This window comes from Myxococcus sp. CA023 (genome assembly GCF_010998615.1).
Taxonomy (GTDB): domain Bacteria; phylum Myxococcota; class Myxococcia; order Myxococcales; family Myxococcaceae; genus Myxococcus.
Map to the genome: position 1 here is coordinate 129,217 of NZ_JAAEAH010000006.1, position 23,221 is coordinate 152,437.

At 69.5% G+C, this 23,221-nt stretch carries 23 protein-coding genes; 5 read left to right on the plus strand and 18 right to left on the minus strand.

Features of this window, described 5'->3' with window-relative positions; genetic code table 11:
- Nucleotides 1-55: 55 nt before the first annotated feature.
- Both F8M74_RS03860 and F8M74_RS03865 read right to left on the minus strand, forming a co-directional pair.
- The gene (locus F8M74_RS03860) at nt 56-2,266 is read right to left on the minus strand and encodes an Ig domain-containing protein (protein WP_228559712.1); all 2,211 of its coding nucleotides are present in this window, start codon (nt 2,264-2,266) and stop codon (nt 56-58) included.
- Nucleotides 2,267-2,363: 97 nt separating this feature from the next.
- Entirely contained in the window at nt 2,364-3,677 is a 1,314-nt protein-coding gene (locus F8M74_RS03865; RefSeq protein WP_141253557.1) for an amidohydrolase, read from the minus strand.
- Between the two features lie 138 nt (nt 3,678-3,815).
- Here F8M74_RS03865 and F8M74_RS03870 point away from each other — a divergent pair, with 138 nt between their 5' ends.
- Nucleotides 3,816-5,144 carry a DUF418 domain-containing protein gene (locus F8M74_RS03870; RefSeq protein WP_141253556.1) on the plus strand — a complete coding sequence of 443 codons (1,329 nt, stop codon included), beginning with the start codon at nt 3,816-3,818 and terminating at the stop codon, nt 5,142-5,144.
- A gap of 12 nt (nt 5,145-5,156) precedes the next feature.
- Here the strand turns inward: F8M74_RS03870 and F8M74_RS03875 are convergent, their stop codons facing one another.
- From F8M74_RS03875 to clpB, 4 genes are all read right to left on the minus strand, one after another.
- Complete coding sequence (locus F8M74_RS03875) at nt 5,157-6,542, minus strand: di-heme oxidoredictase family protein (RefSeq protein WP_141253555.1); 1,386 nt, start codon at nt 6,540-6,542, stop codon at nt 5,157-5,159.
- Nucleotides 6,543-6,746: 204 nt separating this feature from the next.
- Nucleotides 6,747-7,775 carry an LLM class flavin-dependent oxidoreductase gene (locus F8M74_RS03880; RefSeq protein WP_141253554.1) on the minus strand — a complete coding sequence of 343 codons (1,029 nt, stop codon included), beginning with the start codon at nt 7,773-7,775 and terminating at the stop codon, nt 6,747-6,749.
- Between the two features lie 10 nt (nt 7,776-7,785).
- On the minus strand, nt 7,786-8,469 hold the full coding sequence (locus tag F8M74_RS03885) for a spermidine synthase (RefSeq protein ID WP_141253553.1): 684 nt from the start codon (nt 8,467-8,469) through the stop codon (nt 7,786-7,788).
- A gap of 76 nt (nt 8,470-8,545) precedes the next feature.
- Entirely contained in the window at nt 8,546-11,170 is a 2,625-nt protein-coding gene (clpB, locus tag F8M74_RS03890; RefSeq protein WP_141253552.1) for an ATP-dependent chaperone ClpB, read from the minus strand.
- Between the two features lie 127 nt (nt 11,171-11,297).
- Between clpB and F8M74_RS03895 the strand changes: the two genes are divergently transcribed.
- Nucleotides 11,298-11,933 carry a hypothetical protein gene (locus F8M74_RS03895; protein ID WP_228559710.1) on the plus strand — a complete coding sequence of 212 codons (636 nt, stop codon included), beginning with the start codon at nt 11,298-11,300 and terminating at the stop codon, nt 11,931-11,933.
- A gap of 6 nt (nt 11,934-11,939) precedes the next feature.
- Here F8M74_RS03895 and F8M74_RS03900 read toward each other — a convergent pair whose 3' ends face one another.
- From F8M74_RS03900 to F8M74_RS03910, 3 genes are read right to left on the minus strand one after another with little or no spacing between them, the layout of a single operon-like run.
- Nucleotides 11,940-12,581, minus strand: coding sequence for a hypothetical protein (locus F8M74_RS03900; protein WP_141253551.1), 642 nt, complete (start codon nt 12,579-12,581; stop codon nt 11,940-11,942).
- Entirely contained in the window at nt 12,578-12,892 is a 315-nt protein-coding gene (locus F8M74_RS03905; RefSeq protein WP_011555063.1) for a DUF1844 domain-containing protein, read from the minus strand. The genes F8M74_RS03900 and F8M74_RS03905 overlap by 4 nt, the downstream gene beginning before the upstream one ends.
- The gene (locus F8M74_RS03910) at nt 12,889-13,257 is read right to left on the minus strand and encodes an RNA polymerase subunit sigma (RefSeq protein WP_141253550.1); all 369 of its coding nucleotides are present in this window, start codon (nt 13,255-13,257) and stop codon (nt 12,889-12,891) included. The genes F8M74_RS03905 and F8M74_RS03910 overlap by 4 nt, the downstream gene beginning before the upstream one ends.
- Nucleotides 13,258-13,349: 92 nt before the next feature.
- Here F8M74_RS03910 and thiE point away from each other — a divergent pair, with 92 nt between their 5' ends.
- Genes thiE through F8M74_RS03925 form a run of 3 tightly spaced genes read left to right on the plus strand, consistent with a single transcriptional unit; the run spans nt 13,350 to nt 15,528 of the window.
- The gene (thiE, locus tag F8M74_RS03915) at nt 13,350-14,006 is read left to right on the plus strand and encodes a thiamine phosphate synthase (RefSeq protein WP_141253549.1); all 657 of its coding nucleotides are present in this window, start codon (nt 13,350-13,352) and stop codon (nt 14,004-14,006) included.
- Between the two features lie 20 nt (nt 14,007-14,026).
- Entirely contained in the window at nt 14,027-14,791 is a 765-nt protein-coding gene (locus F8M74_RS03920; RefSeq protein WP_090491558.1) for a gamma-glutamyl-gamma-aminobutyrate hydrolase family protein, read from the plus strand.
- Nucleotides 14,788-15,528 carry a bifunctional hydroxymethylpyrimidine kinase/phosphomethylpyrimidine kinase gene (locus tag F8M74_RS03925; protein WP_141253548.1) on the plus strand — a complete coding sequence of 247 codons (741 nt, stop codon included), beginning with the start codon at nt 14,788-14,790 and terminating at the stop codon, nt 15,526-15,528. Before F8M74_RS03920 ends, F8M74_RS03925 begins: the two co-directional genes overlap by 4 nt.
- A 12-nt stretch (nt 15,529-15,540) precedes the next feature.
- On the opposite strand, the gene dnaB is transcribed toward F8M74_RS03925, so the two are convergent.
- From dnaB to F8M74_RS03970, 9 genes are all read right to left on the minus strand, one after another.
- Nucleotides 15,541-16,908, minus strand: a complete 1,368-nt coding sequence (gene dnaB, locus F8M74_RS03930) for a replicative DNA helicase (protein ID WP_141253547.1) — start codon at nt 16,906-16,908, stop codon at nt 15,541-15,543.
- Nucleotides 16,909-16,979: 71 nt separating this feature from the next.
- Entirely contained in the window at nt 16,980-17,750 is a 771-nt protein-coding gene (locus tag F8M74_RS03935) for a LytTR family DNA-binding domain-containing protein (protein WP_141253546.1), read from the minus strand.
- A complete protein-coding gene (locus F8M74_RS03940; RefSeq protein ID WP_141253545.1) occupies nt 17,747-18,862 on the minus strand; it encodes a sensor histidine kinase in 1,116 nt (371 codons plus the stop codon). The genes F8M74_RS03935 and F8M74_RS03940 overlap by 4 nt, the downstream gene beginning before the upstream one ends.
- An 8-nt stretch (nt 18,863-18,870) precedes the next feature.
- The gene (locus F8M74_RS03945) at nt 18,871-20,034 is read right to left on the minus strand and encodes an acyltransferase (RefSeq protein WP_141253544.1); all 1,164 of its coding nucleotides are present in this window, start codon (nt 20,032-20,034) and stop codon (nt 18,871-18,873) included.
- Nucleotides 20,035-20,207: 173 nt separating this feature from the next.
- A complete protein-coding gene (rplI, locus tag F8M74_RS03950) occupies nt 20,208-20,651 on the minus strand; it encodes a 50S ribosomal protein L9 (protein WP_140794217.1) in 444 nt (147 codons plus the stop codon).
- A 27-nt stretch (nt 20,652-20,678) separates the two neighbouring features.
- Nucleotides 20,679-21,074, minus strand: a complete 396-nt coding sequence (gene rpsR / locus F8M74_RS03955) for a 30S ribosomal protein S18 (RefSeq protein WP_090491552.1) — start codon at nt 21,072-21,074, stop codon at nt 20,679-20,681.
- A 51-nt stretch (nt 21,075-21,125) separates the two neighbouring features.
- Nucleotides 21,126-21,602: a 30S ribosomal protein S6 gene (gene rpsF, locus F8M74_RS03960; RefSeq protein ID WP_141253543.1), complete on the minus strand. Its 477-nt coding sequence runs from the start codon at nt 21,600-21,602 to the stop codon at nt 21,126-21,128.
- Between the two features lie 271 nt (nt 21,603-21,873).
- Complete coding sequence (pth, locus tag F8M74_RS03965; protein ID WP_141253542.1) at nt 21,874-22,449, minus strand: aminoacyl-tRNA hydrolase; 576 nt, start codon at nt 22,447-22,449, stop codon at nt 21,874-21,876.
- A gap of 81 nt (nt 22,450-22,530) precedes the next feature.
- Complete coding sequence (locus tag F8M74_RS03970) at nt 22,531-23,196, minus strand: 50S ribosomal protein L25/general stress protein Ctc (RefSeq protein WP_141253541.1); 666 nt, start codon at nt 23,194-23,196, stop codon at nt 22,531-22,533.
- Nucleotides 23,197-23,221: the final 25 nt, after the last annotated feature.

Here is a 23,221-nt window from a genome sequence, read left to right on the forward strand (position 1 = left end):
CCTTCTTGGCCTGACGCCCTCTCATGGATGGAGAGGACGTCAGGGCATCGCGGGGTCAGCGCTTGCGGCGGGCTCGGCCCAACAGTGCCAGCGCCGCCAGCCCCAGTGCCTGGACGCCCGCGCCGCCGCCGCTGCAACCACAGCCGCTGGGCGCGTCGCCCTTGTCGTCAATCGGAGGAGGCGTGGGCGCGATCTGCAGCGACACGCTCCGCGCCGCCGTCTGGTTCGCCGAATCCGTCACCCGCACCGTCAGCGGGAAGGTGCCACTGGCGGTCGGAATCCCGCTCAGCACGTAAGCACCGTCGCGCTGCTGAATCGTCAATCCTCCGGGCACGGTGCCGCCGTCCAGGCTCCACGTATACGGCGCCCGGCCGCCCTGGACGGTGAAGCGCGCCTCGTACGCGGTGCCCTGGGTCGCGGACGCAATCGCGCCGCTGGAGATGCTCAGGGTGCCCACCACGTCCACGCTGTATGTGCGCGCCGCCACACCGCCGCGCGCGTCGCGAACCCGGACGGTGACGGCGGTGCTACCGGACTGCGCGGGCGTGCCGGTGAAGGTACCCGTCGTGGGGGCGAACGTCAGGCCCGAGGGCAGCGTGCCCTCCAGCTCGAACGTCAGGGTGCCCGAGCCGCGCGTGCTCAGTTCCACGTTGGCGGCCGTGCCCAGCCGGAACGGGGGCAGCGTCTCTGTGAGGAGCTCCGGCAGCGGCCAGGGGCGGCGCGCGGCCACCAGCAGACGCCGCTGGCTCACCGCGACCACGGAGGTGTCGCCCGTGGCGAAGGCCATGGACGCATAGTTGCCGCCCGCGCCCGTCGGGTGCGCCGTCCATTCCTTGCCATCCGCCGACACCTGCAGCTCGAACGAGGGCAGCACTTCCACGGCTTGCGGGTCGACGGCCGTCCAGCTGACGACGAAGCTCTGGTCCACGAACGTCATGAGCGGGGTGGATAGCGGAGCGTCGGCGGGAAGCCGGAGGCTCTCCACGCGCGTCCAGGTGCCGCCGAGGTCCTCGGAGAGGAAGAATCCGCTCGTCGGTTCCACCGCCTGGGGCGCCAGAGGGGGCAGTTGGTTGGGCCGGGCGAAGGCGAGGAAGCGACCATTTCCGGCGGTGAGCCGGGCGATGGTGAGCCCGGACAGCGTGGCGGGCTGGAACACCTCCCAGGCGGCGCCAGCGCCCTGGGGCCGCACGAGGACAGGATGCTGGGAGGGCGCGCCCGCCATCGGGTTGGCCACGGCGAGGAAGCTGCTCTGACCGGGCACCAGCGTCACGACGTCATAGGCGCCGTTGATGCTCTCATCGGTCCAGCGCTGGCCATCCGTGGAGCTGGCGATGAGGCCCGCGGTGCCCACCGCGACCATCCGGTTTCCGCTGAGCGCGAGCTCCAGGAAGCGCCGGCCCCCGGGCGCCGGGTCCTGGAAGGCGAGGGCCCAGGTATGCGCGTTGTCGGACGAGACGACGATGCGCCCGTTCGACAGGCCGAACCACTTGCGCTGGGAGTAGACCAGCCGCTCCAGCGGGAGGGGCGACGTGGTCCCCTCCGACACCGGAACGAAGCCCGTCCACTGGCGCCCGTCCGAGGAGCGCAGCAGCTCCGTGTTGCCCGTGGCCGCCGCAAGGAACGTCCCGTTGCCATGCCAGGCGCGCGTCACGGACGGCGTCACCAAGATGCCGGTGGCGACGCCCGCTTGCCAGTCGTCGAAGGTGGTCGCGGGGGCCACGTTGACGTGGAGCAGGCGCTCCAGGCGTCCCGAGAAGTCCGTGGGCTGGTAGGCCGGAGCCTGCCCCCCTCCGACCGGAGGCGTCACCTCGCGGAACCCGCTCTGGTACCGCACCCGGTAGGCCCCCTGGGCCACCGCGGGCACGGGGAGCGTGAGCTGCGCGGTCGATTGGACCTCCTGGTTCGTCGTGGTCACGTTTTCCGACACCAGGCAGTGCCAGGTGGAGCCGTCGACTGGCCAGGCGGACTGGGCCTCGACGGAGAGCTCCGAGGCGCCCGGCTGCGCGGCGGTGGCCGCCGAGCCGGCATGAGTGTAGCTGCCGCCCGGCGCTTGCCAGCCCACGGGCAGGGCGATGCAGGCCACCAGCTGACCGGTGCGCGTGGAGGTCTGGCCGGGCCCGGAGGAGACCTGGAGGCTCAGCGGGACGGAGGTGCCACTGCGGACCGTGCCTTCGTGACTGACGATGGCCTCGGACTGGAAGCCAGAGGCGACCCACCACAGCGAAGCCCCCAGCAGGGCTCGCAGGGAATGATTGCGATTGAGCAAGGGGGACAATCCTGTCGCGATGCGAGAGGAGCCCTGTCTACGGTTTCGCATTCCCCCGAGTCAAATCAGCGTGAAGGCGCTGCGCACTTCCCGGCCATCACGGCTTGTCGAACAGCTCCAGGGCGGCGGTGGTCAGCGTGGTGACGCCCGTGCGCAGCGTGCGCTCGCGGTCCGGCGCGAAGAGGGGCGAGTGCATCGAGGGCAACGCTGTCCCCGCGGCCTTCGCCTGGGCGTATTGCCGCGGCTCGGTGGAGCCGAGCCAGAGCATCACGGCGGGAACGCCCGCTCGTCCGTACTCGGAGAAATCCTCGCCGCCCATGACGGGAGGCGCCTCCTGGAGGTTCTTCTCGCCCAGGACGCGGGACACCGCGCCCACCAGCCGCCGGGTGAGTGCGGGGTCGTTGAAGGTGGAGGGCGTGCCCTCGGTGATGGCGATGTCGGGTGGACGGGGCGCGCCGGAGGCCATGGCCTCCGCCTTGGCGATGCGCTCGATGCCGTCCAGCAGGGCCTTGCGGACCTCGGGCTTGTACGAGCGCACGGTGAGGTGGAGCTTCACGTCATCGGGGATGATGTTGTGCTTGGTGCCGCCATGAATGGAGCCGACCGTCACCACCGCGGGCTCCAGCGGGTTCTTCTCGCGGCTGACGAGCGTCTGGAGCGACAGCACGACGCGCGCCGCCATCACCACCGGGTCCACGGTGGTGTGGGGGTAGGCGCCATGTCCCCCCTTGCCATGCAGGGTGATTTCAACGCCGTCCACGCTCGCCATCGCATAGCCGGGGGTGAACTCCACCGTGCCCGCCGCGGCGGTGTTGACGTGGAGCGCCACCGCGAAGTCCGGCTTGGGGAAGCGCTTGAAGAGGCCGTCCTGGAGCATCTGCCGGGCGCCCGCGCCCACCTCTTCCGCCGGCTGGCCCACCAGCAGCAGTGTGCCTCGCCACCGGTCCTTCGAACGGGCCAGCAGCGTGGCCGTCCCCAACAACGACGTCATGTGCACGTCATGGCCACACGCGTGCATGACCGAGGTGCTCGCACCTGCGGCGTCCTTCGCCTTCTGCTTGCTCGCATAGGGCAGGCCCGTCTTCTCCTCCACGGGCAGCGCGTCCATGTCCGCGCGCAGCATCACCGTGGGGCCCTGGCCGTTGCGGAGCAGGGCCACGACGCCGTGCCCGCCCACCTTGGACGTCACCTCGAAGCCGAGCTTGCGCAGCCGGTCGGCCAGCTTCGCCGCCGTCTTGGCTTCCTGGTTGGACAGCTCCGGCGTCTGGTGCAGGTCGCGGTAGAGCGCGTCGAGCTCGGGGTAGAGCGCATCGAGCCCACCCAGGACGGGTGGCGTCTCCCCGGCGAGCGCGAGGCCGCCGGGCGCGGCCAGGGAGATGAGCAGCAGGGAAAGCAGGGGGGAAATCTTCACGGGGCGGACTCCTGTCCGTCGGGGAGCGGGGTGCCACTACAGCACACCCGCCGTGCCAGGAGGGGCAAGCCCGTATGTCCAGCCACCCTCGAAGGTGCGGGATTGACCGCCAGGAGGCAGAACGCATCTGCTTCACGCATGTCCAAATCTGGTTCTCCCGTGGCGGACGACCTGCCCGTGGCGCGTCCGGTGGATGCCTCCGAGCGAGTCGTCTTGCTGGACGCCCTCCGCGGCTTCGCGCTCTGGGGCGTCTTCGTGTCCAACAGCCTCATGTGGCTGAGTGGACGGGCCTTCATGCCCCGTGAGGCTGCGTCCTCGCTGGAGGCCTCCCTGCTGGAGCAGGTGATCGGCTCCATCTATCAGCTCTTCGTGACGCAGAAGTTCATCTCCATCTTCTCGTTCCTCTTCGGCCTGGGCTTCGCCCTCCAGTTCTCGCGGGCCGAGGCACGTGGCGTCTCCGCCGTGCCGCTCTACCGCCGGCGGCTGCTGATGCTCTTCGGCATCGGCCTGGCGCACGCCCTGCTGTTGTGGACGGGCGATATCCTCCACACCTACGCGATGGTGGGTTTCCTGCTGATGGCCTTCCGGGCCCGCTCCAACCGCACGGTGCTGTTCTGGGCGCTGGGGCTCGTCACCGTGATGCCGTTCCTCGTGCCCGCCGCCATTCGCTACACGCCCATCCTGCTGCACGGCGCGGAGGCCGCGGCCGAGGCCGCGAAGGCCAGTCAGGCCAGGGATATGGCCTTGAAAGCCGACACCCTGGTGGCGTTGTCGAGCGAGTCGTTCTGGACGGCGCAGGTGGGCAACGCACGCTTCTTCCTGGAGAACCTCGGCGGCGGCTTCCGGCGCGTGCTCTGGATGAGCCTCATCCTGGGGCGCTTCCTGCTGGGGTTGCTGGCGGGGCGTCTGCTCCTGTTGCAGGACGTGGAGCGTCACCGGGCGTTGCTGCGCCGGATTCTCGGCTGGGGGCTGAGCATGGGCCTCGTCCTCAATGGCGGTGGGTTGCTGCTGTCCCGCTTGCGCAAAGCCGGCGTGCTGGAGTGGGACCCGAAGGGGCCCTGGATGATGATAGTCAACGGCTTGCAGGAGCCCGGCTACATCGCCATGGGCGCGGCATATGTGGCGGCCTTCGCGCTGCTCTTCCAGCGGGAGCGCTGGAGCCGCTGGCTGGGCGTGCTGACGCCCGTGGGTCGCATGGCCCTGACGAACTACCTGATGCAGTCCGCGGTGAGCATCTGGATTTATTGCGGTTGGGGCCTGGGCTTCATCGGCAAGTTGCCGCCGTCGCGCATCGTCGTCATCTGCTGCGTCATCTTCGCGGCGCAGGTGGTGCTCAGCCGTCTGTGGTTGGCGCGCTTCCGCTTCGGTCCCGCGGAGTGGCTGTGGCGCTCGCTCACGTATGGAAGGGTCCAGCCCATGCGACGGCTCGCTGGCGACGGAGGTGTCCCCGGCGTCAGCGCTTCTTGAGTGAGGGAGGGCTCAGAGTGAGTTGAGGAACGCGAGCAGCGCCTGCCGATCCACGAGCGGCAGGCGCGTGTAGCGCTCCTGGGCCGGCGCGGCCTCGCCGCCATGCCACAGCACGGCCTCTTCCAGGTCGCGAGCCCGCCCGTCATGCAGGAAGCGGGTGTGGCCGTTCACCGCTTTCACGAGGCCCACGCCCCACAGCGGCGGGGTGCGCCACTCGGTGCCGGTGGCGAGCCCGTCCGGGCGGTCATCCGCGAGCCCTTCGCCCATGTCGTGGAGCAGCAGGTCCGTGTAGGGGCGGATGCGCTGGCCGGACAGTTCGGGGAAGCCGGGCACGCCTTCCGTCTCGAAGACTGTGGCCACGTGGCACCCCGCGCAGCCGATGGCGCCGAACACCGCCTTGCCGCGCAGGACGTCGGCGGCTTCCCAGTCCCGGCGCTTGGGCACGGCGACCAATCGCGCGTAGATGAGCAGCGCGTCCAGTTCCTGGGGGCTGACCTCGGGTGGGGCGGCATCGCCGGCCTCGCGTCCCTGCTCGCGGGGATACAACTCCGTCGTCAGTCCCATGTCGGTGACGAGCGCGTGTGCCACTTGCTGGTGCAGCGTGGGTTGATTGGCCTTCCAGCCGAAGCGCCCCAGCCGCGTCTGTCCCGTCGCCGCGTCCCGTACACGGTTGGCCCGGCCGGAGATGCCATTCTGGTCACGGTCCTCCGAATCCTCGTGGGCCAGTACCGCCGCCTCGGGGATGGCCTCGAGCAGGCCGAGGCCGAAGTTCGCGGGCGCGACACGAGGGGAGAAGCGGGTCTCCTCTCCGAGGGGCCCCTTCGACAGTTGGGTGAATCGGTAGCGGGGCCGGTGGAGGACGTAGGTCTCGCCCGAGGCGAACCGGCCGGTGACTTCTTCGTAGGTCACCTCGACGTTGCCTTCCGCGCCGGTTCCGTCGACGTGGCGAACGTCGAGCTGCGCGCCATACACCGGATGAGGCCCACGGCCGTCCGGTCCGCTCAGCTGGAACGCGAGGGAGACGGGCGTCTCGCTCGGGGAGGCGGGGGGCTGGCCGCGTCCATCCTTCACGTGGCAGGTCATGCACGAGGGGGCGTTGAACAACGGCCCCACTTGGATGGGGCCGTCCACGTCCGTCCAGTCGCGGCCGAAGACGCGCTTGCCCGCGTGGAAGTCCTCCCAGCGCGTCCGCGGCATGTTCATGGGGGCGCGGCCGAAGGCGTTGCGTCCCGGGTCCGGCACGGAGCCTGGTCCGCCAGACAGCTCCTCTCCAGGCTCCGTCGTGGCGGGCAGTGCGCCCAGCTCGAGTGGTCGGGGCAGCCGGTGCGTGCTCGCCCAGACAGCGGCGAAAGCGATGGCTCCGACGGGAATGCCTAGAAGGTACAGCCGCCTGCGCATCAGAACGTCTCCCGAGGGAAAGCCTACTCGTTTCCCGTGACGCGCTTCGAGGCGAAGCGCCATCCACGGCCGCGCGGTGTGCACCCATCGCGCCACGAGGCGCGCAGCCATGCTGATACTGGGAGAAACGGCGTTCGCGAGGACGATGCGCGTGGCCGTGTAGCGCGTTCCGCTACAGGGCGGAGGCGTGTGTGTCGTTCATTGCTACAGACGCGGTGTTTCACGCTCCGCCGCTTCTGCCTCAGCGAGCCGCTGGTGCGCCTGCGCAGTCAGCTCGAAGGAGCGCAGCCGCGCGGCGTGGTCGTAGACCATTCCCGTCACCATCAGCTCATCGACTCCCGTGAGTCGAATGAACGCCGCCAGGCCCTGCTGAACGGTGTCGGGCGCGCCGATGATGGAGTACTTCAACGCGTGGTCGGCGCTCGCGCGGTCCACGGGCGAAGCCACGGAGTCGATGTCATCAACCGGAGGCGGGAGCTGACCGGGCGTGCCACGGCGCAGGCGGATGAACTGCTGCTGCACGGAAGTGAAGAGGCGCTGTGCCTCCGCATCCGTATCCGCCGCGAAGACATTCACACAGGCCATGGCATAGGGCCGCTCGAGCGACTCGGATGGCTTGAAGCGCTCCCGGTAGATGTCCAGGGCCTGCAACAGGGCATCCGGCGCGAAGTGGGAGGCGAAGGCGAACGGCATGCCCAGCATCGCCGCGAGCTGCGCGCTGAACAGGCTGGAGCCGAGCAGCCAGATGGGGACCTTCAAACCCGCGCCCGGCACCGCCTGGATGAGCTGTCCCGGCTCGGTGGGCTCGAAGTACGACTTCAGCTCCACGACGTCCTGGGGAAAGGTGTCCGCGCTCGCCGCCAGGTCTCGCCGCAGGGCGCGCGCCGTTAGCATGTCCGTGCCCGGCGCCCGGCCGAGCCCCAGGTCGATGCGCCCCGGGTAGAGCGTCTCCAGCGTGCCGAACTGCTCCGCGATGATCAGCGGCGCGTGATTCGGCAGCATGACGCCGCCCGAACCCACCCGGATGCGCTTCGTCCCCCCGGCCACGTAGCCGATGACCACGGACGTCGCCGCGCTGGCGATACCCGTCATGTTGTGGTGCTCGGCCAGCCAGAAGCGCTTGAAGCCCCAGTCCTCCGCGTGCCGTGCCAGGTCCAGCGTGTTCCGGAGCGCGTCGGCCGCGGTGGAGCCCTGCGTGACGGGCGAGAGGTCGAGGACGGAGAAAGGAATCATGGGGCCCCTACTAACGCCGTCCCTGGGGCCTCCGCTTGCCCATGAACAGGGTATGCCGCGTCCCCTTGGTGCCATGCGCCGCCGGGTGGAGCACCTGGACGGTGAAGCCCGCTTGCTCCATGCGGCGTTCGAAGGCGGGGGAGGGCCCGGCGCTCCACACGCCGAGTACGCCTCCTGGCCGCAGCGCCTGGACCGCGTGTGCCAGCCCCACGCGCCCATAGAGGCCGTGGTTGTCGGGGTGGGTGAGGGCGGTGGGGCCGTTGTCCACGTCGAGCAGGATGGCGTCATAGGTGCCGGACTGACGGGCCATGTGCTTGCCCACGTCGGCCTCCACCACGATGACGCGCGGGTCCTCCAGGGGTGCCCCGGCCAGCGGCGCGAGCAGCCCCCGGTTCCACGTCACCACCACCGGGAGCAGCTCCGCCACCGTGACGCGCGCATCGGGCCCCAGCCGGTCCAGCACCGCGCGGGTGGTGTAGCCAAAGCCCAGTCCGCCCACGAGCACCCGGACGTCGCTTCGGCCCGCCAGCCCTTCACAGCCGGCGTCCGCCAGCGCTTCCTCGGAGCCGTGCTGCCGGCTGGACATCAGCGTCTGGCTCCGCACGCGGAAGACGTACTCGTCCCCACGCCGGGCCAGGGTGACTTCCCCCACGTCCGGGACTTCTGCGCGCTCCAGCGTCTCCCAGGGCTTCATGGCCGGGCTCTTCGCGCGGAGGCGGCCCGGCGTCAAGCCATGACGCCGGGCCGAGGCACATCCGTGGACGCCCGGGCTAGGCCGAGCGCTTCACGTTCTTCGAGGTGTCCACCAGCACCTTGGCGAAGGTGAGCCCGTCAGGGCCCGCATCCGCCTGGATGTGGTCGCCCGGGACGAACTCGCCGCCCAGGACCTTGAGGGCCAGCGGGTCCAGCAGGTTCTTCTGCACCGCGCGCTTCAGGGGCCGCGCGCCGTACGTCGGGTCGTAGCCGCGCTCGGCGAGCAGCTCGCGCGCCTTCTCCGTCAGCTCCAGCGTCAGCCGCTTGTCGGCCAGCAGCTTGGACAGCCGCGCCAGTTGCAGGTCCACGATGCGGTAGATGTCCTTCTTCCGCAGCGGCTCGAAGATGACGACCTCGTCCACGCGGTTGAGGAACTCCGGCCGGAAGTGCGCGCGCAGCGCGTCCATCACCTCGTTGCGCGTGGGCTCGTCCAACTCCTCCTTGCCCGCCATGCCGGCCTGGATGTCCTGCGAGCCGATGTTGGACGTCAGGATGAGCACCGTGTTCTTGAAGTCCACCGTGCGGCCCTGGCTGTCCGTCAGCCGGCCCTCGTCGAGAATCTGGAGCAGCACGTTGAAGACGTCGTGGTGCGCCTTCTCGATTTCGTCGAAGAGGACCACCGTGTACGGCCGCCGGCGCACCGCCTCGGTGAGCTGGCCGCCTTCCTCGTAGCCGACATACCCCGGAGGCGCGCCGACCAGCCGGGCCACGGAGTGCTTCTCCATGTACTCGGACATGTCGATGCGGACCATGGCCGAGTCGTCATCGAAGAGGAACTCCGCCAGCGCCTTGGCCGTCTCCGTCTTGCCCACGCCCGTGGGGCCCAGGAAGATGAACGAACCGATGGGGCGGTTGGGGTCCTGCAGTCCGCTGCGCGCGCGGCGCACGGCGTTGGACACCGCTTCGATGGCGCTACGCTGGCCAATCACCCGGTTCGCCAACCGGTCCTCCATGTGGACCAGCTTCTGGACCTCGCCCTCCATCAGCCGCGAGACGGGGATGCCCGTCCACTTGGCCACCACCTGGGCGATGTCCTCCGCGTCGACTTCCTCCTTGAGGAACTTCTGGTTCTTCTGCAGCTCGGCCAGCTTCTCGTTCTGCGCCTTCAGCTCCTTGTCGAGCGAGGGGATGACGCCGAACTTCAGCTCCGCCGCGCGGTTCAGGTCGCCCTGACGCTCGGCCGCGGCCTGGTCGTTCTTCGCCTTCTCCTGCTTCTCCTTCAGGCCGCGGATGGCGCCAATGGCCGTTTTCTCCGCATCCCAGTGCACCTTGAGCGCGTTGAACTTCTCGCTCAGGTTGGCCAGCTCCTTCTCAATCTGGCCCAGGCGCTCCTGCGAGTGCAGGTCCGTCTCCTTGCGCAAGCCCTCCCGCTCAATCTGGAGCTGCGTCATCTTCCGGCGCACGTCGTCCAGCTCCGTGGGCATGGAGTCGATTTCGATGCGCAGGCGGCTGGAGGCCTCGTCGACGAGGTCGATGGCCTTGTCCGGCAGGAACCGGTCCGCGATGTAGCGGTGGCTCAGCGTGGCGGCGGCCACCAGGGCGTTGTCCTGGATGCGCACGCCGTGGTGCACCTCGTAGCGCTCCTTCAGGCCGCGGAGGATGCTGATGGTGTCGTGCACGCTCGGCTCGCCCACCAGGACGGGCTGGAAGCGCCGCTCCAGCGCGGCGTCCTTCTCGATGTGCTTGCGGTACTCGTCCAGCGTGGTCGCGCCGATGCAGTGCAGCTCGCCGCGCGCCAGCGCCGGCTTGAGCATGTTGCCTGCGTCCATGGCCCCTTCGGCCTTGCCCGCGCCCACCAGCGTGTGGAGCTCGTCGATGAAGAGGATGACCTCGCCCGCGGCGTCGGCAATCTCCTTGAGGACGGCCTTGAGGCGCTCCTCGAACTCGCCGCGGTACTTCGCGCCGGCCACCATGGCGCCCAAATCCAGGGACACCAGGCGCTTGTTCTTCAGGCCCTCCGGCACGTCGCCATCGACGATGCGCCGCGCCAGTCCTTCCGCGATGGCCGTCTTGCCCACGCCGGGCTCGCCGATGAGCACCGGGTTGTTCTTGGTGCGCCGGCTCAGCACCTGGATGCACCGGCGGATCTCCTCGTCACGGCCGATGACGGGGTCGAGCTTGCCGGAGCGCGCCGCCTCCGTGAGGTCGCGGCCGTACTTCTCCAGCGCCTGGTAGGTCGCCTCGGCGTCCTGGCTCGTCACGCGCCCGGAGCCCCGGACGTCCTTGAGTCCGGACAGCACGCGCTCCCTCGTGACGCCCGAGGACTTCATCACCTCGCCCACCGCGCCCTTGTCGTGCGTGAGCGCGAGCAGCAGGTGCTCCGAGGAGATGAACTCGTCCTTGAGGGACTTGGCCTCGTCCTCGGCTTTGTCGAAAGTCTTGAGCAGCCGCTGGCCGAGCATCGCGCTCTCGCCTCCCTGCATGCGGGGCAGCTTCTGGAGCGCTTCGCCGAGCCGCGCGGCGAACAGCTTCACGTCTGCCCCGATCTTCCGGAGCAGGGGGTCGACGATGCCGTCCTTCTGGCCGAGCAACGCAGCGGCCAGGTGCTCGGGCTCGTACTGCGGATTGTCCGCCCGACGGGCCAGGGTCTGACCCTCGTGGATCGCCTCCTGCGCCTTCACTGTGTACTTGTCGAGTCGCATGCCTCCAACGTAAGAGTCGGCCACCCCTTGGCAAGCAGCGCACGTGGCGCGACGTTTCCGTTTACCTGGAATTGTTTGGACTCCTGGTAACCGCCTGCTTTTCAAGGTGCCGGAGTTGCCAGCGGGTATGATGCCGGGTATAGGCGGCGCCCAATCCCCTGGGGGGCTGAATCTGAAAGCGCACGGCGGATATCTCCTACGACTCGAAAGCTTCGGCGGCCTGGAGCTGCTCCGGTTGGCGCGTGAAGCGCTGGCGCTGGACGGTGCGATGGGCGCGACGGGGCTGAAGGTGTCCGTCAACCGGCGCCGCAAGGTGGTCCGTCTGGCGTACGTGGCTCCCTTCACGGAGGGACGGCAGGGCGCACACTGGTATGCGGCCCACCATGCACTCCCCCGACTTCTCTCCCGGGCGACGAACGCCGCCGTCCAGGCCTACGTCTATGATCCAGACGAAGGCGAGCAGGTCATCGCGTACGGCAACGGCCGGCGCGTGGGCGGCGAGCGGGTCGTCTACGAGGACGTGGAGCTCCCGGTGCCGCTGGACCAGATGGACGACGCGGCCTTCAAGCACATGCAGGAGCGCTGGCCGGTGGGCCACCTGGCGTACGTGTTCGGCCTGACGCGCAAGGAGCTGCTGCGGCTGCCGCGCGTGGCTCCGGGCCACGAGCTGGCGCTGGAGGACCGTGACGCAGAGGGGGCCGCCGTCCTGGAGGCCCTCCTGCCGACCTGCCAGGTGTCGCTGCCGGAGTCCGACGCCCTCTGAGAAGGGCTACTCCGCCTGCGGCCCGTCTTGCACGGCCATGGCCTCGCGGACGCTCTGGCTGCGGAAGTACTGCCCCAGAATCGCGAAGGTGCCCGCCACCACCACGGTGCCGAAGATGGCGCTCCCCACGCCCATCGCGCTCAGGATTTCGCGAGAGGTCTCGATGGTGATGTCCGGTGGGAACTCGGGCATCTTGCTCATCGGCTCCGCCAGCGCCGCGAAGAGGCGCTGCTTGGCCACGGACATCTGCGCGCCGTCGATGGTGCGCAGCCCGGCGGCGATGATGGCCGCGCGGCTCAGGACCCGGCGCAGGGCGTCGCGGGGCAGGTTCTCCGGACTCAGCATGCGCGCCGCGGACACGCTGACAAAGGCGCAGGCAACGGCCAGCAAGCCCAACAGCACCGCGCGCAACTCCCGCATGGGCTCCAGCGCCGCGTAGTAGACCTCGAAAATCTTCGGGTCGAGTGCCGGGGCGCCGGGAATCCGAGGCAGCTCCTGCTCCATCCGGAGCGAGCGCGCTTCGTAGAAGTTCGCCATCTCGACGGCTTCCATCAGCGCTGCCCAGCCCGTGAGGATGGAGAGCACCAGGCCCACGATGGCGGCGAAGCGGATGCCACCGGGCAGGCCCTTCCTACTGGAGTGCTTCACCGCTTGGTCGCCTCCACGTAGCGCAGGCGGAGGTCCGCGAGCAGCCCGTCGAACAGCTTCTCTTCCTCGGCCGTGAGGTTGCCCCGCGTCTTCGCGCGCAGCATGGACAAGAGGTCCAGGTTCTGCCGGGCCAGCGGCAGGTCCTTCTCCGTCTGACCCGTTTCAGGATTGGGCGCACCTCCCAGGTGGATGAGCACCGCGGTGCCCAGCCCCACGATGAAGGTGCTGAAGGAAATCGACTCCTCGGACGCGGAGCGCGCTTCCCCCCGCATCACGAAGGTCTCGCCGCGCTTCTCGTCCCCGGAGCTCATGCGGAGACCGGCCCCTCATCGTCGGAGGTCTCGTTCGAAGCGGTGGCGGCCTCGTCGTCGCTCTCGGCCTCGTCGGCTTCGTCGGCCTCGTCGTCGTCGCCATCCGTCGACTCGGCGGCGGTGGAGGTCTCGGCCTCGTCGCTGTCGTCGGACGTATCGTCGTCCTCGTCCTCGAAGTCATCCTCTTCGTCGTCGAAGTCGTCGGCGTCGTCGAGCATGAGCGTCTCAACGGGGACGGACTTCTCCGCCACGTCGGGCAGGCCCTGGAGGTGGCGCTCGTACTCCGTCTCGTCGAGCTGGCCTGAGCGCACGTACCGCTCCACGGTGCGCTTATCGAGGTACTTCGGGTCCGCCGAATCCGCCATGGTTCAAATCCTCAGAATTGCTTGGAAAACAGCGCGGCACCTTATAGCAGGGTGGCCATCTGTCAACGCCGCCGTCCTGCCTTCCAGAGCCGATGAACGCACCGTCCCGCCCGCACCTTCCCCGCGGTCCTTACTTGCTGTGCGACGACTCCGTCCTGCCGGAGATTTCACTGGTGGACAAGGCGGCTCGCCTGGTGGCCGGCGGGGCCCGGGTGGTGCAACTGCGCATGAAGCGAACCTCGGTCCGTGAGGCGCTGGCCGCCACGCGGCAGGTGGTGGCGCTGTGCCGCCGGGAAGGCGCGCTGTGCCTGGTGAACGACCGGGTGGACCTGGCGCTGCTGGCGGACGCGGACGGTGTGCACGTGGGTGACGAGGACGTGCCCGCCGAGGATGCGCGCGCGCTGCTGGGGCCTGGCCGTCTGGTGGGCGTCACGGTGCGAGACGTGGTGGGCGCGCGGGCGGCACAAGCGGCTGGGGCGGACTATGTGGGGCTGGGGCCTGTCTTCCCCACGTCGACGAAGCAGGTGCCCGCGCCAGTGCTGGGTCTGGATGCCTTCGCGTCCGTGGTGCGTGACAGCCCGCTGCCCGTGGTGGGCATTGGTGGGGTGGGGCTGGTGAACATCGCGAGCGTGGCGGCGGCCGGGGCGCACTGCGCGGCGGTGGTATCCGACGCGCTGCTCGCCGTGGATATCACCGAGCGTGTGAGGCGGTTGGTGGCCGCGTTTGAACAGGGGCGCTCCGGGGCATAGCCTCGAAGCCAGGAGCTTCCATGAACAACCATTCGCGACACCACGGGCCGGCGCCGCGCCGCCCCAACATCGGCATCACCCCGGACTGGAGTCCGGCCGGAGAACAGCCCTTTGCCCGCTATGAGCTGAAGGTTCCGTACGCGGACGCCGTCCTCCGCGCGGGCGGGCTGCCCTTCGTGTTGCCGTATTCGGACGAGCCGGCCTGCGTGGAGTCCTATCTGGACCGCATCTCCGGGGTGCTCGTCACGGGCGGCGCGTTCGACATTCCTCCGTCGGCCTACGGCGAGGATGCGCGCGAGGGCTTGGGGGCGCTGAAGGAAGGGCGTACCGCTTTCGAGGCGGCGCTCATGCGCGGCGCGCTCAAGCGCAACATGCCGGTGCTGGGCATCTGTGGCGGCATGCAACTGCTCAACGTCATCCTGGGTGGCACGCTGTACCAGGACATCGGCCGTGAGGTGGAGGGCGCTCGCGAGCACGAGCAGAAGCACGACCGCACGCACCCGCAGCACCCGGTGGACGTGAAGAGCGGCACGTTGCTGGCGGAGGCAGTGGGGTATGGCCAGTTGATGGTCAACTCCACCCACCACCAGTCGGTGCGCGGCGTGGGCAAGGACGTGACGATTACCGCGGTGGCGCCGGATGGCGTGGTGGAGGCCATCGAGTCCTCCGTGCACACCTTCGCCGTGGGCGTGCAGTGGCACCCCGAATACATGTCCACGACCATTCCGGTGCACGTGGGGCTCTACAAGGCGTTCGTGCAGAAGGCGCGCGAGCACCGCCGGTGAGCCCCCGCGTCCTCCTGCTGGCGGGGTTGGAGCCCACGGGACGGGCGGGGCTCTTGGCGGATGTCGCCGCGGTGCGCGCGCTGCGGGGCCAGCCGGTGGCGGTGCCCACCGCGCAGACGGCGCAGGGTGTCCGCACCTTCACCTGGACGGCCTCGCCGCCGCGCGTGCTGTCAGCGCAGGTGGTCGCCGCGCGCGAGCTGGGGCCGGTGCACGCGGTGAAGTGCGGCATGGTGCCCGCTCGCGCGCAGCTCGAGGCCGCGCAGCGGGCCCTGGAGGACACGGGCGCGTGGTGGGTGGTGGACCCGGTGGTGCGCACCTCCCGGGGCGAGCCGCTGACGCGCCTGTCCGCACGGGCCTACCTGGCCCTGGCCGGGCCGCGTGTGGTGCTCACGCCGAACCTGGATGAAGCGGGCTGGCTGCTGGGACGACCCGTCGCGCGCACGGTGGAAGAGGCTGTCGAGGCCGCGGAGGCACTGGCACAGCACGGCTTTGGCGCGGTGCTGGTGAAGGGCGGGCACTTGCCGGACACGCAGGGGCTGGCGGACGTCCTGGCCACACCGGGCCGCGTGCGAGTGCTGGAGGGCAAGCGGCTGGCGCGTGCCCCCGGACGTCGGGGCACCGGGTGCCGGCTGGCCTCCGCGCTGGCCACGGAGCTGGGGAGGGGCCGTACGCTGGAGACGGCGGTGCGCTCGGCCCGCGCGCTGGTGGTGCGCTACCTGCGGACCGGCGCGGAGTAGGGTGGGGCCGCGCTACTCGCTTCGAGATCGGCTCTCGAAGCGGGTGAACTCGGCCAGGAACACCAGGTCGATGGAGCCGATGGGGCCGTTGCGCTGCTTGGCGACGATGAGCTCCACGGGGATGACCGTGTTCGACTGCTGCGCCGGCTGCCCGTCGGGGCCCTCGTCAGTCGTCTCACGGTGGATGAACATCACCACGTCGGCGTCCTGCTCGATGGAGCCGGACTCACGCAGGTCCGACAGCAGGGGTTTGCCGTCCTTTCGGTCCTCCACCTTTCGGCTGAGCTGACTGAGCGCGATGATGGGCACCTCCAGCTCCTTGGCGAGCTGCTTCAGTGCGCGGGAGATTTCGGCGACCTCGAGCTGGCGGCTCTCCACCTTGCCCTTCTGATGCATGAGCTGGAGGTAGTCGATGACGATGAGCGACAGGCGCGGGTCGCGCTGCTTCACGCGGCGGGCCTTGGCGCGCAGGTCGAACGGGGACAGGCCGCCCGAGTCGTCGATGTAGATAGGCGCGTTGTAGAGCGCGCCCGCCATCTCCTGGAACTTCTCCTCGTCGTGCGGTGACAGCCGGCCGCCGCGCAGCTTCTTCATGTCCACGCGCGCGGTGGAGGCCAGCAGACGCATCAGCAACTGGTCGGCGGGCATTTCGAGGCTGAAGATGCCGACGGCCTTGTTCTCCTTCAGCGCCGCGTGCACCGCGATGTTCATCGCGAAGGACGTCTTGCCGATGCCGGGACGCGCCGCGAGGATGATGAGCTCGCCGGCATGCAGGCCGGTGAGCTGGTTGTCCAGGTCGATGTAGCCGGTGGACAGGCCCGTGATGCCCGTGGCCGCCGCCTTCATCTTGTCGAGCAGGTCGAGCGTATGCTCCATCAGCTCGCTGACCGGGCGCAGGTCGCCCTCGCGCTTCTTCTCCGCGAGGAGGAACACCTTGCGCTCGGCCTCGTCGAGCAGCACCTCCAGCTCGCCCGTCTCCTGGCTGGCGAGGTCCTGAATCTCCCTGCCCGCCTGGGCCAGGCGGCGGCGGAGGGCCTGGTCCTTGACGATCTGCGCGTACTGGACCGCGTTGGACGCGATGGGCACCACCTGGTCCAGACGCATCAGGTAGGCCGGACCGCCCACCGACACCAGGTGGCCCAACACCTTCAGCTCCTCAGCCAGCGTCAGGTGGTCCACCTGTCTCGACTGGCCGTCGAGCTTCAGCATCGCCTCGAAAATCTGGGCGTGTGCGGGGCTGGAGAAATCCTCTGGGTGGACGACCTCGCCTACCGCGGCGATGAGCGTGTTGTCCGCCAGCACAGCGCCCAGCACGGCGCGCTCCGCGGCGAGGTCCTCGTGGACCTTCCGACCCTCTCTGAACTCGTGGACGTTCTCCATGGCAGCCCGCCCACTCTACAGGCAGGGCTGACACAACCAAATTTGCTGCCACAGCCCTGTAGCAGTACCGCTTACCCCTCCAGTCCCCACTTCTGGAGGAACGCTTCACGCCAGGTGCGGCTGAGCACGACGGAGCTCCCGTCCTTGAGGACGAGGATTCCATCCCCGTGGCTCCACGGCTCCAGGCGGGCCACCGCGTCCAGATTGACGATGTCGCCCCGGTGCACCCGGACGAAGCGTGAGGGGTCCAGCCGCTCCTCCAAGGCCCGGAGTGTCTGTCGCACCAGGTGTTCCCCCTGGCCCGTGTAGAGCCGCACGTACTTGTCCTCGGCCGACAGGCGCCAGACGTCCGTCAGCGGCAGGGGTACCCAGGCCTCGCCCGCCTTCACCACCAGCCGCTCCAGCGGACGGCCCGCGGGGGCCCGCCCCAACTCCGCCAGCAGGGCCTGGAGCCGCGCGGTGTCCGGCATCCCGCCGCGCAGCACCGCGTGGGCCTTGTCGAGCGCCCGGCCGAAGCGCTCCGCGTCGTAGGGCTTCAGCAGGTAATCCACGGCCTGCGCCTCGAAGGCCGCCAGCGCGAAGGCGTCGTACGCGGTGGAGAAGATGACGGCCGGGCAATGCTCCGGGCCCAGGGCCTCCAGCACCTCGAAGCCGGTGAGGCCGGGCATCTGCACGTCGAGCACCAGCAGGTCCGGACGCAGGGCGCCCACCTGGCGCAACGTCTGGGTCCCATCCGCCGCCTCGCCCGCGAGCGCGAAGCGCGTGTCCTCCGCCAGCAGGCGCTTCACCTTCGCCCGCGCGGGGGCTTCGTCGTCGGCCACCAGCACCTGGAAGCGCGTCATGCCGCGGCCTCTCGGGGCAGCCACAGCGACACGCGCGCGCCGCCTTCGGGGCCATGGCTTCGTTCCAGCCGCGCACGGCCCGCGTGCAGCAGTGCCAGGATGCGCTCCAGGTGGGCCAGCCCCACGCCGGGGCCAGCCGCGGGCGAGGGCGTGCCGAAGCCGCGCCCCGTGTCCTCCACTTCCAGCCGCCACCCGGCGCCGTCTTCCCAGGCCCGGATGCGCACCTCCAGGGGCTCGGTCCTGTCCTGGTTGTGCTTCACCGCGTTCTCCACCAGCGCTTGCAGCGCGAAGCAGGGCACCTGGGCGCCGTCCAGGCCGGGAGCCACCTCCCAGCGCACCGTCACCTGTTCGCCGAAGCGCGCGGCCAGCAGGGCCACGAAGCGCGCGGCCTGGGTGCGCTCCTCGGCCAGCGTCCACGTGGCCTCGCGCCGCTCCAGGCTGGCGCGCAGCAGCCCGCCCAGGTCGCTGAGCAGCCGGTCCGTGCGCGCGAGGTCCTCGTACATCACCGAGCTGACGGTGTTCAGGGCGTTGAAGAGGAAGTGCGGATGGAGCTGCCCGGTGAGGGCCTGGAGCTGGGCCGCGCGCAGCTCACCTTCCAGCGCCGCCTCTCGCAGCGCCCGCGCCTGACGCTCCTTCCAGTCTTGGAGGAAGCTCCACAGCGTGGCGGAGACGGTGTACGAGATGAGGTCCTTCTGCGCCTCCATTGGGATGCGGAAGGCGAGCTCGCCATAGTCGTAGGTGCCCCAGCCGAGCAGCGCGTACAGCAGCTGCCGCGTCCCCATCATCAGCGCGGTGTGCAGGCCGGTGAAGAGCACGAAGGCCACGGCATGGATGCCCAGGAAGCGCCCCCAGCCCACGCGGGGGCTCGGGGCGTTGAGCACCGCCGTGTAGAGGATGGGCAGGACGGCCCAGATGCCGATCGCCCCGGTGATTTCCCAGAGGAAGGCCCGGGCCGCAGGGATGGTGCCTCCGTCCCCGAGGATGGTGAGCCACAGCGTGAGCCCCAGCCACAGGCCGAGGAACAGGCAGAAGGCGAACAACGCCAGCGCCGGCCGCGCGCGGATGCGGGGCCACTTCCAGTCGGAGCGGGCCTGGGGCGGGGAGGGCGTCATGGGCGTCGTCAGGCAGTATGCAGCGGGGCGGTGGGGATGGGCGCGGCCCGTTTCGAGCGGGCCGTCATCCCGAAGCACGCCCGCAGCCAGGGCACCCGGGCCACCCCTTCACACAGGCCCCACGTGAGACCGAACGTCAGCGTGAGCACCGCCAGGAAGAGGCCCCAGGGGCCCACGGGTCCGTCGACGACGGCGAAGCCGACGACGACGATGACAGTCTGGTGGAGGATGTAGAACGGGTAGGCCCGCTCGCGCGCGTACCGGAGCCAGGGGCGGCGGACGTGGATGCAGGCCCGCGCCCACGCCAGGGCCGTGAGGATGAAGAGCCACTGCAGCGCCGTGCGGCCCAGCGTCTCCAGCGGGAAGGCGTACTCGTTCGGCGGCACCATGACGGCGAAGAGCAGGCCGCAGGCGCCCAGCAGCGCCTTGCGCCGGGCCACCAGGTGCTCCATGACGCGAGGACACCGGCCCAGCAGGTGTCCGCTGAGGAAGAAGAGGCCGAAGTGGATGAAGGCTCGCGGGTCGTCGAGCAGCGCGTGCGTCTGGGGGAAGCGGCGCAGCAGCACCTCGTTGAGCGCGAGCGGCAGGAACAGCCACGCCACGTTCCAGCCCCGGCTCAGCCACGCCTCGGCGCGCTGGAGCCAGGCCTGGCCCCTCGTCGTGCGCAGCGCCGCGAAGAGGGGCAGCCCGAGCAGGCAGTAGACGAAGAGGTACATGACGAACCACAGGTGGTGCCAGCTGAAGCTGCCGGTGGGGTAGGGCACGAAGCCGAACACGGACGGGTAGAAGTCCGCGTAGCTGCCCTGGAACGTCCCTCGCTGGAGCCGCTCCACGTAGATTTGCGGCGGCACCACGACGAACATGCCGAACAGCACCGGGCCCAGGAGCCGCTTCGCGCGGTCCCCAGCGAAGGTGCCCAGCGAGCGCCGCCGCAGCGCGAACGCCGTGCCCAGGCCGGAGATGCACATCAGCAGCGGCATGCGGAGGTGGTGCAGCACCTCCATGGGCGGCTCCAGCCACGGCAGGGCCTGGACGCTCTTCACGTGCCAGTCCCAGGTGTTGAACATCATCCCGGTGTGGAACAGGTGCAGCAGGAGGATGGCCACCACGCGGAGCCAGTCCAGGTCCGGGCGGTGTTCATCGGTGGGGTGCGCGGTGACGGTGGTGCTCATGGGCGAGCCTCCTTCCGCTCCGGGATACGCACCGCTCCCGGGGCGCTCCACGCGCTTGTCGCCAGCCGGTTTCACAGGGGCGCGAACCGGACGGGTGGAGTGGGGCGCAAAGGAAAAGGCCGCCCGGGTTGCCCCGGACGGCCCTTTCTCACTTCAGTGAAGCCCGCGGAGGATTACTCCGGCAGGACCTCGAGCTTGATCTTCGCGATGACGTCGCGGTGCAGGCGCAGCTCCACCTCGTAGTTGCCCAGGGCCTTGATGGGCTCGGGCAGGTGGATGTGGCGGCGGTCGATGCTCTGACCCTCGGCGGCAACCGCCTCCGCGATGTCCAGCGCCGTGACGGAGCCGAACAGCTTGTCCTGATCGCCCACGCGGCGCTTGATGCTGACCTTGATGGCGCCGATCTTCTTCGCCTGCTCCTCGGCCGCGCCCTTCAGCTTGGCGTTCCGAGCGGCGATGACCGACTTCTCGTGCTCCAGCTGGCGCAGGTTCTGCTCGCTGGCGAGAACCGCCTTCTTGCGGGGCAGGAGGAAGTTACGGCCGAAGCCGTCCTTCACGGTGACGAGTTCCCCGGACTTGCCCAGGTTCTCGATGTCCTCACGCAGAATGACCTTCATGTTCAGTCTCCTGTGCGGACCGGCGGACTAGCCGACCACCGCGTTGTAGGGGAGGAGCGCGATGCCACGGGCGCGCTTGATGGCCACCGCCACCTCGCGCTGGTGCTTGGCGCAGTTGCCGGAGATGCGGCGGGGGATGATCTTGCCGCGCTCGGTCACGAAGTACTTCAGCGTCGCCTGGTCCTTGAAGTCCACCGACGCGTTCTTCTCCGCGCAGAAGCGGCAGACCTTCTTGCGGCCGAAGCCGCGGCCACCACCGCGCTTGTCGTCGTCGCCGCCAAGCCCGCCGCCGCGGTCGCCGCGATCACCACCACGGTCACCCCGGTCACCCCGGTCACCACCGCGCGAACCACCACCGCCGAAGCCACCACCGCTGCGGGCGGCGGGGGCAGAGGCCGTCTTGCTATCCGTTCCGTTGCTCATGAGCGTTCTCGTATCCTGGAATGGTCTCTAGCGAATTGACCCAGAAGGCCCTCAGGCCTCCTCGGACGACTCCTCCTCGGAGTCGCCGCCCTGCTCCTCGGCACCCTCGGAGCGGAAGCCACCCTCGCGCTCCGCGGGAGCGCCCGGACGGGTCTCCTCCACGTCGCCGGCCAGCTTCACGTCCTCGAGCACCGGACGCGTCTCGGGGTCCACCTCGTCCGCGAGCTTCACGGAGATGTAACGGGTGACCTCGTCCAGGTTGCGGAGGTTGCGCTCGATTTCCGCCACCAGCTTCGCGCCACCCAGGAAGTGGGTGTGCACGTAGATGGCGCGGGGCTGCTTCGCCACGGGGAACAGGGTCTTCTTCTTGCCCCACACCGTGAAGCGGATGACCTTGCCACCCTCACGGGCAACGATGCCGCGGACGCGCTCCTTGAGCTTGTCCACGTTGTCGTCCGTCAGGTCCGGCTTGACCAGGAAGATGGTCTCGTACTCACGAAGCCGCGTCGCGGCCTGCGTCTCAGCCATTGTTTTCTCTCCCCTTGGGGTCGAGTGCCCTCCGGTGAATCCAGAGAGCGGGGAAACGGCCAGCAGACCTGAGAGGCCCACCGCCGGGGACGGGAAACCACGCGCCCGTCACCTTCGCGCTACGTCCCGTGTACCAACACGGGAAGCTGAAAAAGAACATCCCACCGGGTCATCCCCGATGAGGGAACGGGCCTTCTATGGGGGGGCCCCCGCCAAGTCAAGCGGCCGGGCGCCCTGTCCGCCTGCCCGTGGGGGGGCCTGGGGGCCCGCCTCAGGCCTTCCGGTTGAACCGGTTCATGGCCACCGACAGCCCTTCGCGAATCCAGATCTCCGTCATGTCCATGGCCCGGTCGATGAGCGTCTCCATCTCCCGGCGCTCGCCGTCGTCGAAGTTGGACAGGACGTAGCCGGACACGCGCTCGCGGGCGTTGGGGCCCTCCGGCTTGCCAATGCCGAAGCGCAGGCGGATGAAGCCCTCGTCGCCCAGGCTGGAGACGATGCTCTTGAGGCCGTTGTGGCCGCCGCTGCCGCCGCCGGCCTTGAGCTGCAGCCGGCCCAGGGGCAGGTCCAACTCGTCATGGATGACGAGCACGTCCGCGACCGGCACCTTGAAGAAGCGCGCCGCCTCCGCGACGGAGCGGCCCGACAGGTTCATGAACGTCTGGGGCTCCACGAAGAGGACGCGCTCGCCCGCCAGGGTGCCCTGACCGACCTTGGCCGCGAACTTCTCCTGGTTCAGCTCCGCGCGCGCCCGCGACAGCAGCGCCTCCACCACCATGAACCCGATGTTGTGCCGGTGCCGCTCGTACTCGCGCCCCGGATTGCCCAGCCCGACGATGAGCTTCATGACGTGGCTCCCGAAACGAGAAACGGGGCCAGCCCCTTACCGGGCCGGCCCCGCTCCAGAAGGACCGCTGAAGGCGACAGCCTACTTCTTCGCCGGGGCCTTCGCGTCCTTGGCCGGAGCCGCCTTCGCATCCTTGGCCGGAGCCGCCGCCGCGGCAGCCGCCGCCGCCGGACCCGCCTCCACAGCCTCCGGCGCGCTGATGACGGCCAGGGTGTAGTTGACGTTCGTCTTCACCGACACGCCCTCGGGCAGCTTCAGATCGTTGATGTGGAGCACCTCCGTGATCTTCATCGGCGTCACGTCCACTTCGATCTTCTCGGGGATGGCGCCCGGAAGCGACCAGACCTCGATCTCACGGCGGGCCTGGGTCAGCAGACCGCCGTCCGCCACACCCTGCGCGCGGCCGGAGAGCACCAGCGGCACGTTGACCTTCACCTTGTCGGTGGGGCGCACGTCCAGGAAGTCGGCGTGCAGGATGGCGCGGGTGACAGGCTCCATCTGGTAGTCCTTCAGGAGCACCTGACGGTCACCGCCCTCCACCTTGATCTGGATCAGGGTGTTGAACTTGTGCGGGGTGTTGATGGCCTGGCGGACCGCCTTGGGGTCCACGGAGATGTGCATCGGCTTCTCCAGGTGCTTTCCGTAGACGACGGCGGGAATCAGACCCTGGGCGCGCAGGCGGCGGGCAACGCCCTTGCCGGAACCCTCACGCGGCTTGGCCTCGAGGGTGCTCGTATTGACGGACATGGAATCCTCACGGATGGGACTGCGG

Excerpts from the sequence above, each read along its gene's own strand:
- dnaB (WP_141253547.1), bottom strand. The coding sequence starts at position 16,908 with ATGGAGAACGTCCACGAGTTCAGAGAGGGTCGGAAGGTCCACGAGGAC.
- clpB (WP_141253552.1), bottom strand. The coding sequence starts at position 11,170 with ATGCGACTCGACAAGTACACAGTGAAGGCGCAGGAGGCGATCCACGAG.
- rplI (WP_140794217.1), bottom strand. The coding sequence starts at position 20,651 with ATGAAGGTCATTCTGCGTGAGGACATCGAGAACCTGGGCAAGTCCGGG.
- F8M74_RS03885 (WP_141253553.1), bottom strand. The coding sequence starts at position 8,469 with ATGAAGCCCTGGGAGACGCTGGAGCGCGCAGAAGTCCCGGACGTGGGG.
- F8M74_RS03870 (WP_141253556.1), top strand. The coding sequence starts at position 3,816 with ATGTCCAAATCTGGTTCTCCCGTGGCGGACGACCTGCCCGTGGCGCGT.
- F8M74_RS03910 (WP_141253550.1), bottom strand. The coding sequence starts at position 13,257 with ATGGCGGATTCGGCGGACCCGAAGTACCTCGATAAGCGCACCGTGGAG.
- F8M74_RS03920 (WP_090491558.1), top strand. The coding sequence starts at position 14,027 with ATGAACAACCATTCGCGACACCACGGGCCGGCGCCGCGCCGCCCCAAC.
- F8M74_RS03880 (WP_141253554.1), bottom strand. The coding sequence starts at position 7,775 with ATGATTCCTTTCTCCGTCCTCGACCTCTCGCCCGTCACGCAGGGCTCC.
- pth (WP_141253542.1), bottom strand. The coding sequence starts at position 22,449 with ATGAAGCTCATCGTCGGGCTGGGCAATCCGGGGCGCGAGTACGAGCGG.
- F8M74_RS03970 (WP_141253541.1), bottom strand. The coding sequence starts at position 23,196 with ATGTCCGTCAATACGAGCACCCTCGAGGCCAAGCCGCGTGAGGGTTCC.
- F8M74_RS03875 (WP_141253555.1), bottom strand. The coding sequence starts at position 6,542 with ATGCGCAGGCGGCTGTACCTTCTAGGCATTCCCGTCGGAGCCATCGCT.
- rpsR (WP_090491552.1), bottom strand. The coding sequence starts at position 21,074 with ATGAGCAACGGAACGGATAGCAAGACGGCCTCTGCCCCCGCCGCCCGC.
- F8M74_RS03905 (WP_011555063.1), bottom strand. The coding sequence starts at position 12,892 with ATGAGCTCCGGGGACGAGAAGCGCGGCGAGACCTTCGTGATGCGGGGG.
- F8M74_RS03895 (WP_228559710.1), top strand. The coding sequence starts at position 11,298 with ATGATGCCGGGTATAGGCGGCGCCCAATCCCCTGGGGGGCTGAATCTG.
- rpsF (WP_141253543.1), bottom strand. The coding sequence starts at position 21,602 with ATGGCTGAGACGCAGGCCGCGACGCGGCTTCGTGAGTACGAGACCATC.
- F8M74_RS03940 (WP_141253545.1), bottom strand. The coding sequence starts at position 18,862 with ATGACGCCCTCCCCGCCCCAGGCCCGCTCCGACTGGAAGTGGCCCCGC.
- F8M74_RS03935 (WP_141253546.1), bottom strand. The coding sequence starts at position 17,750 with ATGACGCGCTTCCAGGTGCTGGTGGCCGACGACGAAGCCCCCGCGCGG.
- thiE (WP_141253549.1), top strand. The coding sequence starts at position 13,350 with ATGAACGCACCGTCCCGCCCGCACCTTCCCCGCGGTCCTTACTTGCTG.
- F8M74_RS03945 (WP_141253544.1), bottom strand. The coding sequence starts at position 20,034 with ATGAGCACCACCGTCACCGCGCACCCCACCGATGAACACCGCCCGGAC.